Annotated in this window: 14 protein-coding genes; 7 read left to right on the top strand and 7 right to left on the bottom strand. The window is 67.4% G+C overall.

All coding sequences use genetic code 11. The features are described from left to right. The first annotated feature begins 62 nt into the window (after positions 1–62). The gene (locus tag AB1A62_RS00070; protein ID WP_366659026.1) at positions 63–782 is read left to right on the top strand and encodes an SDR family NAD(P)-dependent oxidoreductase; all 720 of its coding nucleotides are present in this window, start codon (positions 63–65) and stop codon (positions 780–782) included. A gap of 75 nt (positions 783–857) precedes the next feature. Here the strand turns inward: AB1A62_RS00070 and AB1A62_RS00065 are convergent, their stop codons facing one another. The 3 genes from AB1A62_RS00065 to hrpB all read right to left on the bottom strand — a co-directional run bounded on the left by AB1A62_RS00065 (position 858) and on the right by hrpB (position 5645). After that, entirely contained in the window at positions 858–2339 is a 1482-nt protein-coding gene (locus AB1A62_RS00065; protein ID WP_366659025.1) for an inorganic phosphate transporter, read from the bottom strand. Between the two features lie 90 nt (positions 2340–2429). Further along, positions 2430–2888 carry an NUDIX hydrolase gene (locus AB1A62_RS00060; RefSeq protein WP_366659024.1) on the bottom strand — a complete coding sequence of 153 codons (459 nt, stop codon included), beginning with the start codon at positions 2886–2888 and terminating at the stop codon, positions 2430–2432. Positions 2889–3185: 297 nt separating this feature from the next. Further along, on the bottom strand, positions 3186–5645 hold the full coding sequence (hrpB, locus tag AB1A62_RS00055; protein WP_366659023.1) for an ATP-dependent helicase HrpB: 2460 nt from the start codon (positions 5643–5645) through the stop codon (positions 3186–3188). A gap of 347 nt (positions 5646–5992) precedes the next feature. On the opposite strand from hrpB, the gene meaB reads away from it, so the two are divergent. From meaB to AB1A62_RS00030, 5 genes are all read left to right on the top strand, one after another. Further along, the gene (meaB, locus tag AB1A62_RS00050; protein WP_366659022.1) at positions 5993–6970 is read left to right on the top strand and encodes a methylmalonyl Co-A mutase-associated GTPase MeaB; all 978 of its coding nucleotides are present in this window, start codon (positions 5993–5995) and stop codon (positions 6968–6970) included. A 5-nt stretch (positions 6971–6975) separates the two neighbouring features. Next, the gene (locus AB1A62_RS00045; protein WP_366659021.1) at positions 6976–7779 is read left to right on the top strand and encodes an alpha/beta hydrolase; all 804 of its coding nucleotides are present in this window, start codon (positions 6976–6978) and stop codon (positions 7777–7779) included. Positions 7780–7928: 149 nt separating this feature from the next. After that, positions 7929–8219 carry a 50S ribosomal protein L28 gene (gene rpmB / locus AB1A62_RS00040; RefSeq protein ID WP_019296104.1) on the top strand — a complete coding sequence of 97 codons (291 nt, stop codon included), beginning with the start codon at positions 7929–7931 and terminating at the stop codon, positions 8217–8219. 116 nt (positions 8220–8335) lie between these two features. Beyond that, positions 8336–8707, top strand: a complete 372-nt coding sequence (locus AB1A62_RS00035; RefSeq protein WP_366659020.1) for a hypothetical protein — start codon at positions 8336–8338, stop codon at positions 8705–8707. 57 nt (positions 8708–8764) lie between these two features. Further along, a complete protein-coding gene (locus AB1A62_RS00030) occupies positions 8765–9253 on the top strand; it encodes a copper chaperone PCu(A)C (RefSeq protein ID WP_366659019.1) in 489 nt (162 codons plus the stop codon). Between the two features lie 95 nt (positions 9254–9348). Here AB1A62_RS00030 and AB1A62_RS00025 read toward each other — a convergent pair whose 3' ends face one another. Then, positions 9349–10047 carry an NAD-dependent deacylase gene (locus tag AB1A62_RS00025; RefSeq protein ID WP_366659018.1) on the bottom strand — a complete coding sequence of 233 codons (699 nt, stop codon included), beginning with the start codon at positions 10045–10047 and terminating at the stop codon, positions 9349–9351. A 50-nt stretch (positions 10048–10097) separates the two neighbouring features. Between AB1A62_RS00025 and AB1A62_RS00020 the strand changes: the two genes are divergently transcribed. Beyond that, a complete protein-coding gene (locus AB1A62_RS00020) occupies positions 10098–10535 on the top strand; it encodes a low molecular weight protein-tyrosine-phosphatase (RefSeq protein WP_366659017.1) in 438 nt (145 codons plus the stop codon). 1 nt (position 10536) lies between these two features. Here the strand turns inward: AB1A62_RS00020 and AB1A62_RS00015 are convergent, their stop codons facing one another. The 3 genes from AB1A62_RS00015 to AB1A62_RS00005 all read right to left on the bottom strand — a co-directional run bounded on the left by AB1A62_RS00015 (position 10537) and on the right by AB1A62_RS00005 (position 12359). After that, positions 10537–11502, bottom strand: a complete 966-nt coding sequence (locus AB1A62_RS00015; protein WP_366659016.1) for a LysR family transcriptional regulator — start codon at positions 11500–11502, stop codon at positions 10537–10539. A gap of 214 nt (positions 11503–11716) precedes the next feature. Beyond that, positions 11717–12028 (bottom strand): hypothetical protein, encoded by a 312-nt coding sequence (locus tag AB1A62_RS00010; RefSeq protein WP_366659015.1) that lies wholly within the window; start codon positions 12026–12028, stop codon positions 11717–11719. A 148-nt stretch (positions 12029–12176) separates the two neighbouring features. Next, positions 12177–12359: a hypothetical protein gene (locus tag AB1A62_RS00005; RefSeq protein WP_174146526.1), complete on the bottom strand. Its 183-nt coding sequence runs from the start codon at positions 12357–12359 to the stop codon at positions 12177–12179. Positions 12360–12454: the final 95 nt, after the last annotated feature.

The following is a 12454-nucleotide window of genomic DNA, read 5'->3' as shown; positions in this document are numbered from 1 at the left end:
TACCCCTTGTGCCGGCACCGGATTGCCGCCAGCATTTCCTTGTTTAGCAAAGGAGGTGCATCATGGACGGAACATCCGCAACACCGCAGGCGCTGATCGTCGGGGCCGGGACCGGCCTGTCCGCGGCCTTTGCCCGGCAGCTGGCCGGCGCGGGCTATGCGCTGCATCTGGCAGCGCGCAATACCGCCAAGCTGGAGCTGCTGGCGGCGGAAACCGGGGCAGAGCTGCACGTGCTGGACGGCACCGATGCCGAGGGAACCGCGGCACTCATAGACAGTCTGCCGGGCGATTTGCGGGTGGCCTGCTACAACCCGTCGGCCCGGCTGCGCGGCCCGGTGGCAGAGCTGGACCCGGCGGCGGTGCGCAAGGCGGTGGAGATCACAGCCTTTGGCGCCTTTGTGCTCGGCCAGGCGGCGGCCAAACGGATGCTGGCGCAGCAGCCGGAAAACGGGCGGCAGGGCACCATCCTGTTCACCGGTGCCTCTGCCGGGGTGAAGGGGTTCGCGCACTCCGCGCCCTTTGCGATGGGCAAATTCGCGCAGCGCGGCCTGGCGCAATCCATGGCGCGGGAGCTGCATCCCAAGGGCATCCATGTGGCCTGGGTCAACATCGACGGCGGCATCCGCAATGCCTCGCGGCCGGAACGGGCTGAGGCAGCGGACAATCCCGACAGCATGCTCGACCCGGAGGCCATCGCCCGGGAATACATGCATCTGATCTGCCAGCACCGCTCCGCCTGGAGCGACGAGCTGGTGCTGCGGCCCTGGGTGGAGCGGTTCTAGGGGCTGACCCTGAAAGCAAAGAAAAACCCCCGCAGCCGGACGGCGCGGGGGTTCCTTGTGTGAATGCGGTGCGGCTCAGCCGACGAAGGTGTTGAGCAGCAGGTAGATCACGGCCGACAGCAGCGCCGCTGCCGGAACAGTGATCACCCAGGCGGCCACGATGGTCATGAAGTGGCTGCGGCGCACCAGCTTGCGGCGGCGGCGTTCCTCCGGCGCGATGCGCTTGGCCTCGGGGCGGCCTGCGGCGGATTTCTTCAGGCGGCGCTCCATGTGCCACTCGCGGAAGAAGCCGACGCCGAACACCGCGCCCACCGCAATGTGGGTGGAGGAGACCGGCAGCCCCAGCCAGCTGGCCACGATCACGGTGATGGCTGCCGACAGCGACACGCAGTAGGCGCGCATCGGGTTCAGCTTGGTGATCTGGCTGCCGACCATGCGGATCAGCTTGGGGCCGAACAGGAACAGGCCGAAGGAGATGCCGAAGGCGCCGATCACCATCACCCAGGTCGGGATCGCCACCTTGGAGGCGAAATCGCCGAACTCGGTGGCGTGCACGATGGCGGCCAGCGGGCCGACCGCATTGGCGACGTCGTTGGCGCCATGGGCAAAGGACAGAAGCGCGGCGGAAATCACCAGCGGCAGGCCGAACAGCGCCTTCAGCGACTTGTTGCGGTTCTCCATGCCCTCGGACTGGCGCTTGATCAGCGGCGCGGTGACGACATAGGCCAGCGCCCCGATGCCGGCGCCGATCAGCAGCGCGGTCTGCAGGTCGATCTTGACGATCCTCTTCAGGCCTTTCAGCGCCAGGTAAGAGGCAAAGGCGCCCGCCATGATCGCGACCAGCACCGGCACCCAGCGCCGCGCGGCGGCGATCTTGTCGTCCTGATAGATGATCTTGGCCTTGATGAAGGCGAGGAACAGCGCTGCAATAACACCGCCCAGCACCGGCGAGATCACCCAGCTGGCAGCGATCTTGCCCATGGTGGGCCAGTTCACCGCGGCGGTGCCGGCAGCAGCCACGCCAGCGCCCAGCACGCCGCCGACCACCGAATGGGTGGTGGAGACCGGCGCGCCGACCCAGGTTGCCAGGTTCACCCACAGCGCCGAGGAGATCAGCGCCGCCATCATCGCCCAGATGAACACGCTGCTGCTGGAGACCGCGGCGGGGTCGACAATGCCCTTGGAAATGGTCGAGACCACGTCGCCGCCCGCCAAGAGCGCACCGGCGCTTTCGGCCACGGCGGCAATCACGATGGCGCCGCCCATGGTCAGCGCGTTTGCGCCCACCGCCGGCCCCATGTTGTTGGCGACGTCATTGGCGCCGATGTTGATCGCCATATAGGCGCCGAAGGCGGCGGCGGCGATCACCACCATGCTCATCGCCGAGCCGCCGAAGAAGACGCCGGCGGCGAGACCCGCCAGCACGATGAAGGCCAGGGCGATGCCGGGCGCTACCAGCGGGCGGGAGACATAGCTCGCGGCCAGTTCAAGCTGGGAGATCCTGTTCAGATCCTTGTCCAGCGTGTTCCATTGCGTGCGCTGCGGTGCGTCGCTCATTGTCGCATTCCTGATTCCGAGGTCTGCGCACGCGCCTAACGCCGCCACCGGGACGGTTCAAGCGTTCGACATAAAAATGTCACATAACTTTTACAATTGGCGCAAAACGGCCTGCAATTGCGGTTCCTGCACCAGGTCCGCAGCCTGTGCCGGGGTCATCCACTGGCGGGTCCGTTCGGCGGATTCCGGATAGTCCTCCTCCAGCTGCTCCACCTCAGCGGCGAAGATCAGCGTGGTGACCGGCTCATCCAGGCCCTGCTCGCGGCGTTTGACATAGTGGTACTCGCCGATCGGCTGCTTGGAGATGCGCGCGGCCCTGACGCCGGCTTCTTCCCAGGCTTCCTGCAGCGCGGATGCGGGCCCGTCCTTGCCGTCGACCGGCCAGCCCTTGGGGATGATCCAGCGGCCGGTGCCGCGGCTGGTGATCATCAGCACTTCCTTGCCGTCCGCGCCGGTGCGGTAGCACAGGGCGGCAACTTGCAGGCGGTTGGGTCGTTTCAGCATCGGCCTGAGGATCTCTTCCCAGGCGCGGGTCAGGGTGCGGGTCATGTCTGCTCAGCCTTTGGTGTTGGGTTGGCCCCGTGTTTTTGTGCGTAGTTGTGGGAAAGTATGCCTGATTGCCCGGAGTTTCAAGATTGCCGCATCCGGCAGGCGGAAAATCCTGCATCGGAAAGATATTTTTTGCGCTCGCGTGGCGGATGCCGCCCATTACCGCAGGAAACCGTGAAACTGCCGTTAAACCGCGGGCTGCGGAGGGCAGGGGCGCTCCCGCCCGCTGATCTGCGCATCACAGATGCGCCGCCAGCCGTTGGGCCGGGCAGCGCGCCTGTGGCGCGCTGCGTTCCCCTACTTGCGCCGCTTGGCCCTGAGCGTCGGGTCTTCCTGGGTGGGGTCCTCGGGCCAAGGGTGCTTGGGGTACTGGGCGCGCATGTCCTTTCTCACATCGGCATAGGAGCCGGCCCAGAAGCCGGGCAGGTCGCGGGTGATCTGGATCGGGCGCTGGGCCGGCGACAGGAGCGACACCTTCAGCGGCACGCCGCCAACGGACGGATGCCGGGTCACCCCGAACATCTCCTGCAGGCGGACCGAGATTTCCGGGATCTCGCCGTCATAGCTGATCGGGATTTTACGGCCCAGCGGGGTGATGAAACTGCCCGGCGCCTCGCGGTCCAGCACTTGCGTCTGCTCCCAGCTGAGCGCGGCCTTGAGCGCGGGCAGCAGGTCGAAGCGTTTCCAGTCGTCCGCGGATTTCACTCCGTCCAGCATCGGCAGCAGCCAGTCCTCCAGCGTTTCCGTCAGGCCGGGGAGGGAGAAATCCGGCAGGTCAAAGCCTTCCGCCCGCACCAGCTCCACCCGCGCCGCCAGCCGTGCTGCGGCCCCGCTCAGGCGCAGGCCCAGGTCGCGCACGCCGTCCAGCATCGCCCGCGCCACGGCGTCCGGCGGCACGTCCTTCCAGATCCTGTCGTCCAGCACCACCGCGCCAAAGCGCTCCTGCTGGCGCGCCGCCACCCGCCGGTCGCGTTTGGACCATTCGCAGCTGTCCTCCCAGGCAATCTGATCGGCAAACAGCTCGCGGATTTCACCTTGAGAGATCTGCGCCGCCATCCGGATCCTGGCCTCACGCGGGTTGCCGTCGGTATCGAGCGCCACGATGAACGGCGCGCCTGCCAGCGTGTCGCCGCCGTCGAGAATGGCGCCCTTGCCGCCCGAGAGCACGAACCGAGGATTATCGCCCTTGCGGCGCTGGCCGATACGGTCGGGATAGGCCAGCGCGGCCATCATTGCAGCAGACAGCCCGGCATCGCGCCGCCCCGCCTGTTTCTCCAGCCGCCGCGCCTCGCTCTTGATCCGCTCCACGACGGGGCGGTTCAGCTGATAAGGATGGTCGCGCATAAACCCCTTGGGGTCCCGCAGCGCCTTCAGCCGCAGCGAAAGGTCTGCCGGTGCCCCGCGCAGCGGGTCGCGTTCGCCCAGCAGTGCCGCCAAGGGTGCCGCCGCAGGCCCGGCCTGCAGCAGCATATGCCCAAGCCGCGGATGCAGCGGCAGGGCGGCCAGCGCCTTGCCATGCTCCGTGATCCGCCCCTGCGCATCCAGCGCCCCCAGCATGGTTAGCAGCGCTTGCGCCTCCGCCAGCGCCCCCGCAGGCGGCTGGGTCAGGAACATCAAATCGTCCGGCGCGGCGCCCCACAGGGCCAGTTCCAGCGCCAGCGCGGTGAGGTCGGCGCTTTCGATTTCGGCAGGCGGAAACGCCATCAGCGCGCCTTCCTCGCCCCTGGTCCACAGCCGGTAGCAGATGCCTTCCGCCACCCGGCCCGCACGGCCCTGGCGCTGGGTGGCCTCGGCGCGGGTCACCTTCTCCGTCACCAGCCGCGACATGCCGGAGCCGGGATCGAACCGCGCCCGGCGCGCCTGGCCCATATCGACCACCACCCTTATGTCCTGAATGGTCAGCGAGGTCTCGGCGATCGAGGTCGCCAGCACCACCTTGCGGCCCTGCGGTTCCGGCTGGATCGCCGCGCGCTGCTCGGCAAAGGGCAGGGCGCCGAACAGCGGCCGGATGTGGCAGTGGCCGGGCAGGCGTTTTTCCAGCGCACCGGCGGCGCGGCGGATCTCGCCCTCGCCGGGCAGGAACACCAGAATGCCGCCGCCACTGTTTGGTCCTGGGGCCTTTGTGTCTCTCTCCGCCTGAACCACCAGATCCGTCAGCGCATCGACACGGCGGGCCTGCGCGGGCAGGGGGCGCTCCAGCCAGCGCGTCTCCACCGGATAGCTGCGGCCCTCGGAGGTCACCATCGGCGCGTCCATCAAGGCCGCCACCGGCTCCGCGTCCAGCGTCGCCGACATCGCCAGCAGCATCAGGTCATCGCGCAGCGCGCCCGCCACCTCCAGGCACAGGGCAAGACCCAGATCGGCATTCAGCGAGCGTTCGTGGAATTCGTCGAAGATCACCGCGCCGACGCCGGGCAGGTCCGGGGCCGATTGCAGCATCCGGGTCAGGATGCCCTCGGTCACCACCTCGATGCGGGTGGCTTTGGAGACCTTGGCATCGCCGCGCACCCGGTAGCCGACGGTCTGGCCGGGCTTCTCCCCCAGCGTTTCCGCCATCCGCTCCGCCGCGGCACGGGCGGCGAGGCGGCGCGGTTCCAGCATCACGATGCGGCCCCGGGTGAGGCCGGCCTCCAGCATCGCCAGCGGCACCCGTGTGGTCTTACCCGCGCCGGGCGGCGCCTGCAGCACTGCACGGCCGCGGGCGCGCAGGGCGTCCAAGAGTTCGGGGAGGGCGTCTTCGATCGGCAATCTGGTCATGCCGCCTTATCGCCAAAGGGGGGCGGGAGGTCTAGCAGTGTGTCCGTGATAACTGCCTTTGAAATCTCCACTTAGGGCAGTGGCCGTCCGAGGGCGGGAAGCAAAGCGCCCGCCCGTGGGGGCGGACGGGCGCTGCCCGACGGTGCCGCCGGGCGGTTGATCGCAGTAGCAATTTGGTTCTCCTGCGCCAAATCGCCATTCTTTCACTCCGCAAACCGCATCAGGCGCGGCGGATTTGCCGCCTTTCCTGCGGCGTGCGCTGATGTAGGGTGCGCCGCAGACGGCAGGGGCTGGACTTTGCGGCACGGCTTGCGCCAAGGTCCGCCCAACACATCAGGAAGACGCGCATGGACACCGAACAGCTGACTCAGAAGATCTTCGATGGCAACCGCCGGGCGCTGGCCCGCGCCATTACCCTGGTGGAAAGCGGCCGCGAGGATCACCGTGCCAAGGCGGGCGAGCTGTTGTCGGAGCTGGCCAAGCACAAGCGCCAGTCGCTGCGCATCGGACTGTCGGGCACGCCCGGCGTCGGCAAATCCACTTTCATAGAAAGCTTCGGCATGATGCTGACCGGGCTCGGCCTGCGGGTGGCGGTGCTGGCGGTCGATCCCAGCTCCGCCCGTTCCGGCGGGTCCATTCTGGGCGACAAGACCCGGATGGAGCGCCTGAGCCGCGAAAGGAACGCCTTCATCCGCCCGTCGCCGAGCCAGAGCCACCTGGGCGGCGTCGCCCGCCGTTCCCGCGAAGCTGTCGCCTTGTGCGAGGCGGCAGGCTTTGACGTGGTGCTGATCGAAACCGTCGGCGTCGGCCAGTCGGAAACCGTGGTGGCGGAAATGTCGGACCTGTTCCTGCTGCTGCTGGCGCCTGCCGGCGGCGATGAGCTGCAGGGGGTGAAGCGCGGCATCATGGAAATGGCCGACCTCATCCTGGTGAATAAGGCCGACGGCCCCCTGAAACCCGTCGCCACCCGCACCTGCGCCGACTACGCGGGCGCCCTGCGGCTGCTGCGCAAGCGCCCGCAGGATCCGGAGGGCTTTCCCAAGGCGCTGATGGTCTCCGCTGTTGAAGAACACGGTCTGGAACAGGCCTGGGAGGAAATGCAGATGCTGACCGACTGGCGCAAGGAGAACGGCCACTGGGACCGCCGCCGCGCCGATCAGTCCTGCTACTGGTTCGACCAGGAGGTGCGCCAGGCGCTGCTGGCGCGGCTGCACACCGCCAGCGCCCAGGCCGCGATGGCAGAGCTGTCCGGCCAGGTAGCGGAGGGTGCGCTGACCCCGGCGGTGGCGGCACAGCAGATGCTGCAGGACCATTTGAAGGGCTGAGCGGCATGCAGGAAACCCGGGTTTTTGATGGCGCGCATCTGCGCGCCTCTCTGTTCAACCCGCAGGCAGAGCGGCTGTTCGTGACCTTCCGCCAGCGGGTTGCCGTGGCCGGGGAGTTCGAGGACCGCGGCCCGGTCAGGAACATGACCAGGCACGGCTATGCCCATCTGCACATCCAGCCCCGCCACAACGACTGGTACATCAACAGCGAGACCAAGGCGCTGTCGCGCAGCCTGAAGGCACTGTCCAAGGGCTTTGGCGAGGTCTCTGCCATGGGGTTTTCCATGGGCGGCTACGGGGCGCTGCGGTTCTCGGCGGCGCTGAACCTGCGGCGCCTGATCGCGGTCTCGCCGCAATACACCATTGCGCCGGGCGCAGTGCCGCACGACCGCCGCCGCAAGGAGGCAGAGGCCTTTGATGCGGCGCTCGGCGATCTGGTGCGCTATGGCCGCCATGACCTGCAAGGGGTGGTGCTGTTCGACCCGTTCCGCAAGATGGACCTGAGCCACGCGCTGTTCATTCAGGCGGTGTTCCCGGACCTGCAGCTGTGCCGGCTGTCCTGCGGCGGCCATCCGGCCAGCCAGGTGATCCGCGAGGGCGGCAGCTTCTGGGACCTGCAGTCGCTGCTGCGCGACGGCCCGCTGAACGCGGCGCGGGTGCTGGAGCTGCACCGCAGCCGGCGCAGGCTGTCGCAGACCTATTGGCAGAAGCTCGCCCGGGTGGCCCGGCAGCGCGGCCGGCCGGGGCTCGGGGCCGCTGCAGAAGCCGGTCTGGAGAGGCTTGCGGCGGCGCAGGAAAAGGTGCAGTAAGCGCGGCAAGAAAGCTGAGTTGAATCACTTGACGCTGTTGCCGGTTGAGCGTAAGAGCAGCGGACCAGTTTTCGGGCGCAGCCAATGGCCGCGCCCCTTGTGATTTGGCGCCGGACTGCCGGAGCCTCCAAAAAACGAAGGATGAAGATATGTCGCGCCGTTGCGAACTGACCGGAAAAGGCCCGATGACTGGCAACAATGTCAGCCACGCCAACAACAAAACCAAGCGCCGCTTTCTGCCCAACCTGAACGACGTGACTCTGCAGTCCGAAGTTCTGGGCCGCGGCGTCAAGCTGCGCATCTCCGCAGCTGCCCTGCGCTCTGTCGATCACCGCGGCGGCCTGGACGCGTTCCTGGCCAAAGCCAAGGACGAAGAGCTGTCGGCAAACGCGCTGAAGGTGAAGAAAGAGATCGCCAAGGCACAAGCCGCACAGGCTTAATTCCTTGGCCTGATCCCTTCACCGGATCGGATTACACACACCGCGCAGGGGCACCCCTGCGCGGTGTTTGCGTTTGCGCAATCTGCCGCAGAGCCGGGCCTTGCAGGCGGCACGCCTTGGGGGCATACCTTGCGGTGATGATGCATGCCTTCCGCATATGCCTCGGCCTGTTCCTGGCCCTGACGGTTGCCCTGACCGCCCACAGCGCCGCCGCCCGGCAGGGGGAGCGCGATGCGGCGGGGCAGATGGTGATCTGCACCGGCACCGGCCCGGTCACCATCTATGTGGACAGCGAAGGCCAGCCGGCCAAGCCGCCGCACAGCTGCCCCGACTGCGTGATGCATGTGCTGGACGCGGTGGCGCAGCCCGCGGGGCTGGTGCTGCCGGTTGAGCTCTGCGGCTCAGTCACGGCGGGTCGGCAGGCCATTCCACCCTCCATTCAGCATATCCTGAATGCCAGCGCCCGCGCGCCGCCATCCTACGCCTGACCGGCCACCCCCTTTCCCATCTGACATTTGAAAACCCAACTAATGAGGAGACAGAACATGTCCCTGAAGTCTGTTGTCTTTGCAGCCGCGGCTGCTGCTGCCTTTGCCACCTCCGCCTTTGCAGGCGACGCCATGATCATGGTGCACGACCAGTACGCGCGCGTCTCGTCGCCCACCGCCAAGGCCGGCGCCGCCTTCATGGAGATCATGAACAAGGGCGAAGCGGACGATCAGCTGATCGACGTGCGCTCCGATGTGGCGGCCAAGGTGCAGCTGCACACCCACAAGGAAGGCGACGACGGCGTCATGAAGATGATGCATGTGGAGGAAGGCTTTGCCGTGCCCGCAGGCGCAACCCACATGCTGAAGCGCGGCGGCGATCACATTATGTTCATGGGGCTGAACCAGTCGCTGAACCACGGTGACGTGGTCAAGGTCACGCTGGTCTTTGAGAAGGCGGGTGAGGTCGAGATCGAGGTGCCGGTGGATCTGGAGCGCAAGGCCGAAGGCCACGGTCACGGCGATCACTCCGGCCACTCGAACTAAGCGCCGCAGGGCAGGGCGGGCGCGGCGTCAGGCCGCGCTGCAGCCCTCCTTCGCGCCCAAAGCCCGCCCTTTGGCGGGCTTTTTGCCATCTGGTGCTAGGTAAGCAGCTCAGCCACCCAGTCCGGAACAATCTCGCTGGCCGGGCCAAAGCGGCGCTCTGCAAAGCGGGAGGCGGTGGCCGACGGCTCCAGGTTCAATTCCACCGTATGTGCGCCTGCCAGATGTGCCTCATCGACAAAGGCCGCCGCCGGGTAGACCTCGCCCGAGGTGCCGATGGCGGCAAACAGATCCGCCCCGGCCAGATGGGCATAGATCTCCTCCATGAAATACGGCATCTCGCCGAACCAGACCACGTCGGGTCGCCCCGCAGGCGCGGCGCAGGCGGGGCAGGGCTGGCCGGTCTGCATCTGCAGCGGCGCAGCCCATCGGTGGCCGCAGGCGGAACAAAGCGCGCCTGCCAGGGTGCCGTGCATGTGCAGCACCTGCGCGGCACCGCTGGACTCATGCAGTGCGTCCACATTCTGGGTCACGATCACCACTTCGCCCTTGTGCTCCCGCTGCAGCCGCGCCAGCGCCTGATGCGCCGGATTGGGCGCTGCCGCTGCAGCCTGGGTGCGGCGGGCGTTGTAGAAGCCGTGCACCAGGTCCGGATTGCGCGCGAAGCCCTCCGGCGTCGCCACATCCTCGATCCGGTGCCGCGCCCAGAGCCCGCCCTCGTCGCGGAAGGTGCCCAGCCCGCTCTCGGCGGAAATCCCGGCGCCGGTCAGGATCACGATCTTCGCGCTCTTTTCCATCGGCCGCAAACCTCCTATCACTACCCCCGGATCACAGGAGCCGTTTGCCAATGCCTACCCGTATTCTCTTCGTCTGCCTAGGAAACATCTGCCGCTCCCCGGCCGCCGAGGGCGTGTTCCGCGCGCTCTGCCCCGAGGCGGAGACCGACAGTGCAGGCACCGCTTCCTACCACGTGGGCGAGCCGCCCTACGGCCCGATGCAGGCGGCGGCACGGGCGCGGGGGCTGGACATCTCCGACCTGCGCGCGCGGCAGTTCCGGCGCGGCGATTTCGAGGCTTTCGACCTGATCATCGCGATGGATGCCAGCAACCTGGAAGACATCGAGGCCTTGCGCCCCTCTGGCAGCGAGACCCCTGTGCATCTGTTCACGGGCTATGCGCCGGAAACCGGCGCGGACCACGTGCCCGATCCCTATTACACCCGCGATTTCGACGGCTGCCTCGACCTGATCGAGGCGGCAGCGAGAGGGCTGAAAACCGCACTCTGACTTAGTCAGCGATCACCCGGAAGCCGCCCGCCAGGAACGGCAGCTGCTGCACCGCCGGGTCGATCATCTGGGTCTGCACCAGGCGGCGCACGGTCTCGGCCACGTCCCGCGGCACCCGGTCGGCCCAGTCGGCGGCGGTGAACAGCGAGATCGTGCGGGACATCTCGCCGAACGGCAGCGGGAAAGCGTCGATCTGGTCGTGGAAACGGCCGGCGCGCATGTAGCCCAGCGGCGTGGTGATCGCCCAGCCGATCCGCCGCGCCACCATCGCCATCAGCGCCAGGTGCGAGCCGACCTCGAAGCGGTTCTCGAATTCCAGCTTCTGGCGGCTCAAGAGCCCCTCGATCTGCTGCGAGATCAGCTGCTCGCGGGCATAGCGCAGGAACGGCAGCGCCTGCAGCTGCTCCGCCGCCTGCGCCGCATCGGAAACCGTGCCGCGCGGCGCCACCAGGATGAAGGGATCGCGCACCAGCGGGTATTCCACCAGACCCTCGTGCAAGCCCCCGGCGGTGGCGGCAATGGCGATATGCAGCTCGCGGGCTTCCATCGCGCGCACCACGTCGTGGCTGGAGGCGGTGATCATCTTGAACCGGCATTGCGTGAGGCTGTCGGCCAGGATGGTGGCCAGCCTCGGCGTCAGGTCATTGTCGAAATCGTCGATCAGCCCGATCGAAAGCGCCTGCAGGTGGGTGAGATCCATCACCGTCAGCTCGCTCTGCGCCAGCCGCAGCTCGCCCAGCACCGCTTCGGTCCGGGCCAGAAAGCTGCGCCCGGCGGCGGTCAGCACCATCGGGCGGCGGCCGTGGTCGATCAGCTCGCTGTCCAATGCCTTTTCCAGGTTGCGCATCTGCTGGCTGACCGCGGGCTGGCTGAGGCCGGTCATCTCGGCGGCCTGCGCCACGGATCCGGTTTTGGCCAAAGCTTCAAACACTTCCAGCCCGCGCAGGGTAACGCCCTTGATCAACATATGAACTGCTCCAATACCTTGCGCCGTTCTTTGCGGTTTGAGCCGGCCCGGTCAAGGGTGGCAATGCCGCAGCCTTTCCCCCTTGCGAAAATGCCGCAGCGCCGATGCATCAAATGAAACGGCGTTCCGGCGCGGCACTTCACGCACCGGAGATCCAAACGAAAAAGGCGCCCCGCCGGGACGCCCTCGCTTGCCTTACTGCTGTGCCGCCGGTTCAGCCGCAGCTGCGCGCCGCGTGATCGCCGAAGGCCTTGTAGCGCTGCCACAGCCGCTCGTCGTTGCGGTTGCTGGACTGGCGCACCACCTGGGCCTGGTGCGGATCGGCAAACCATTTGGAGACGGTCTTGCGCTCGGACCGGGTCAGGCTGCGGTTGGCCACCTTCTGGATGCAGTTGCACAAGCCGGGCGAGGCCGCGGTGCGGTCCGACTGGCGGCAGGCGCGCTCGATCGCGCCGGCCTCGGCGCCCGCCGGCGCCAGTGCTGCAAGAAAGCCTGCGCAAAGCGCGGAAGTCAGGAAATGTTTCATCTGCTCATGCCCCGTTCTTGGCAAGCGGGTCTGCTGCCCGCGGAATTGGCCGTACTATGGCGCAATCCGGTGCCGTTTTCAATCGTGGTAAACGGGAATGAAGAGGGCTGGAGCGCCACGTGGCATGGCCCTCCAGCGCTGCTGCTGCTCAGGTCTGGTTCGGCCCGCGCATTGCGCGGACGGCTTGGCGCACGGCTTTCCAGTCCGCCGCCTCGCTGTCTTTGCCGGCCTCTTCGCATTCGCGCATTTTCTGCGCGGCTTCAGCCTCGGCCTTGTCGCCATGCGCGCTGTAGAGCGCGCGGGCATATTCAGCGGCTTTGATTGCATCCATGCGGATCGTCCTCCTGTGCTTGTGTCTCCCGCCAAGGGGCGCGCGTCTCGCGGTACGCATGGAGTATAGCGCATTTTGGGCGCCCGCGCAGGGGG

Source organism: Leisingera sp. JC11 (genome assembly GCF_040704725.1).
In the GTDB taxonomy this organism is placed as follows: domain Bacteria; phylum Pseudomonadota; class Alphaproteobacteria; order Rhodobacterales; family Rhodobacteraceae; genus Leisingera.
Note: the sequence above shows the minus strand (reverse complement) of the source record. Positions and strands in the feature narration are given on the sequence as shown.

Bases quoted from the DNA above. Each gene is read 5' to 3' on its own strand.
- AB1A62_RS00070 (WP_366659026.1), top strand. From the start codon at position 63: ATGGACGGAACATCCGCAACACCGCAGGCGCTGATCGTCGGGGCCGGG.
- AB1A62_RS00065 (WP_366659025.1), bottom strand. From the start codon at position 2,339: ATGAGCGACGCACCGCAGCGCACGCAATGGAACACGCTGGACAAGGAT.
- AB1A62_RS00060 (WP_366659024.1), bottom strand. From the start codon at position 2,888: ATGACCCGCACCCTGACCCGCGCCTGGGAAGAGATCCTCAGGCCGATG.
- hrpB (WP_366659023.1), bottom strand. From the start codon at position 5,645: ATGACCAGATTGCCGATCGAAGACGCCCTCCCCGAACTCTTGGACGCC.
- meaB (WP_366659022.1), top strand. From the start codon at position 5,993: ATGGACACCGAACAGCTGACTCAGAAGATCTTCGATGGCAACCGCCGG.
- AB1A62_RS00045 (WP_366659021.1), top strand. From the start codon at position 6,976: ATGCAGGAAACCCGGGTTTTTGATGGCGCGCATCTGCGCGCCTCTCTG.
- rpmB (WP_019296104.1), top strand. From the start codon at position 7,929: ATGTCGCGCCGTTGCGAACTGACCGGAAAAGGCCCGATGACTGGCAAC.
- AB1A62_RS00030 (WP_366659019.1), top strand. From the start codon at position 8,765: ATGTCCCTGAAGTCTGTTGTCTTTGCAGCCGCGGCTGCTGCTGCCTTT.
- AB1A62_RS00025 (WP_366659018.1), bottom strand. From the start codon at position 10,047: ATGGAAAAGAGCGCGAAGATCGTGATCCTGACCGGCGCCGGGATTTCC.
- AB1A62_RS00020 (WP_366659017.1), top strand. From the start codon at position 10,098: ATGCCTACCCGTATTCTCTTCGTCTGCCTAGGAAACATCTGCCGCTCC.
- AB1A62_RS00015 (WP_366659016.1), bottom strand. From the start codon at position 11,502: ATGTTGATCAAGGGCGTTACCCTGCGCGGGCTGGAAGTGTTTGAAGCT.
- AB1A62_RS00010 (WP_366659015.1), bottom strand. From the start codon at position 12,028: ATGAAACATTTCCTGACTTCCGCGCTTTGCGCAGGCTTTCTTGCAGCA.
- AB1A62_RS00005 (WP_174146526.1), bottom strand. From the start codon at position 12,359: ATGGATGCAATCAAAGCCGCTGAATATGCCCGCGCGCTCTACAGCGCG.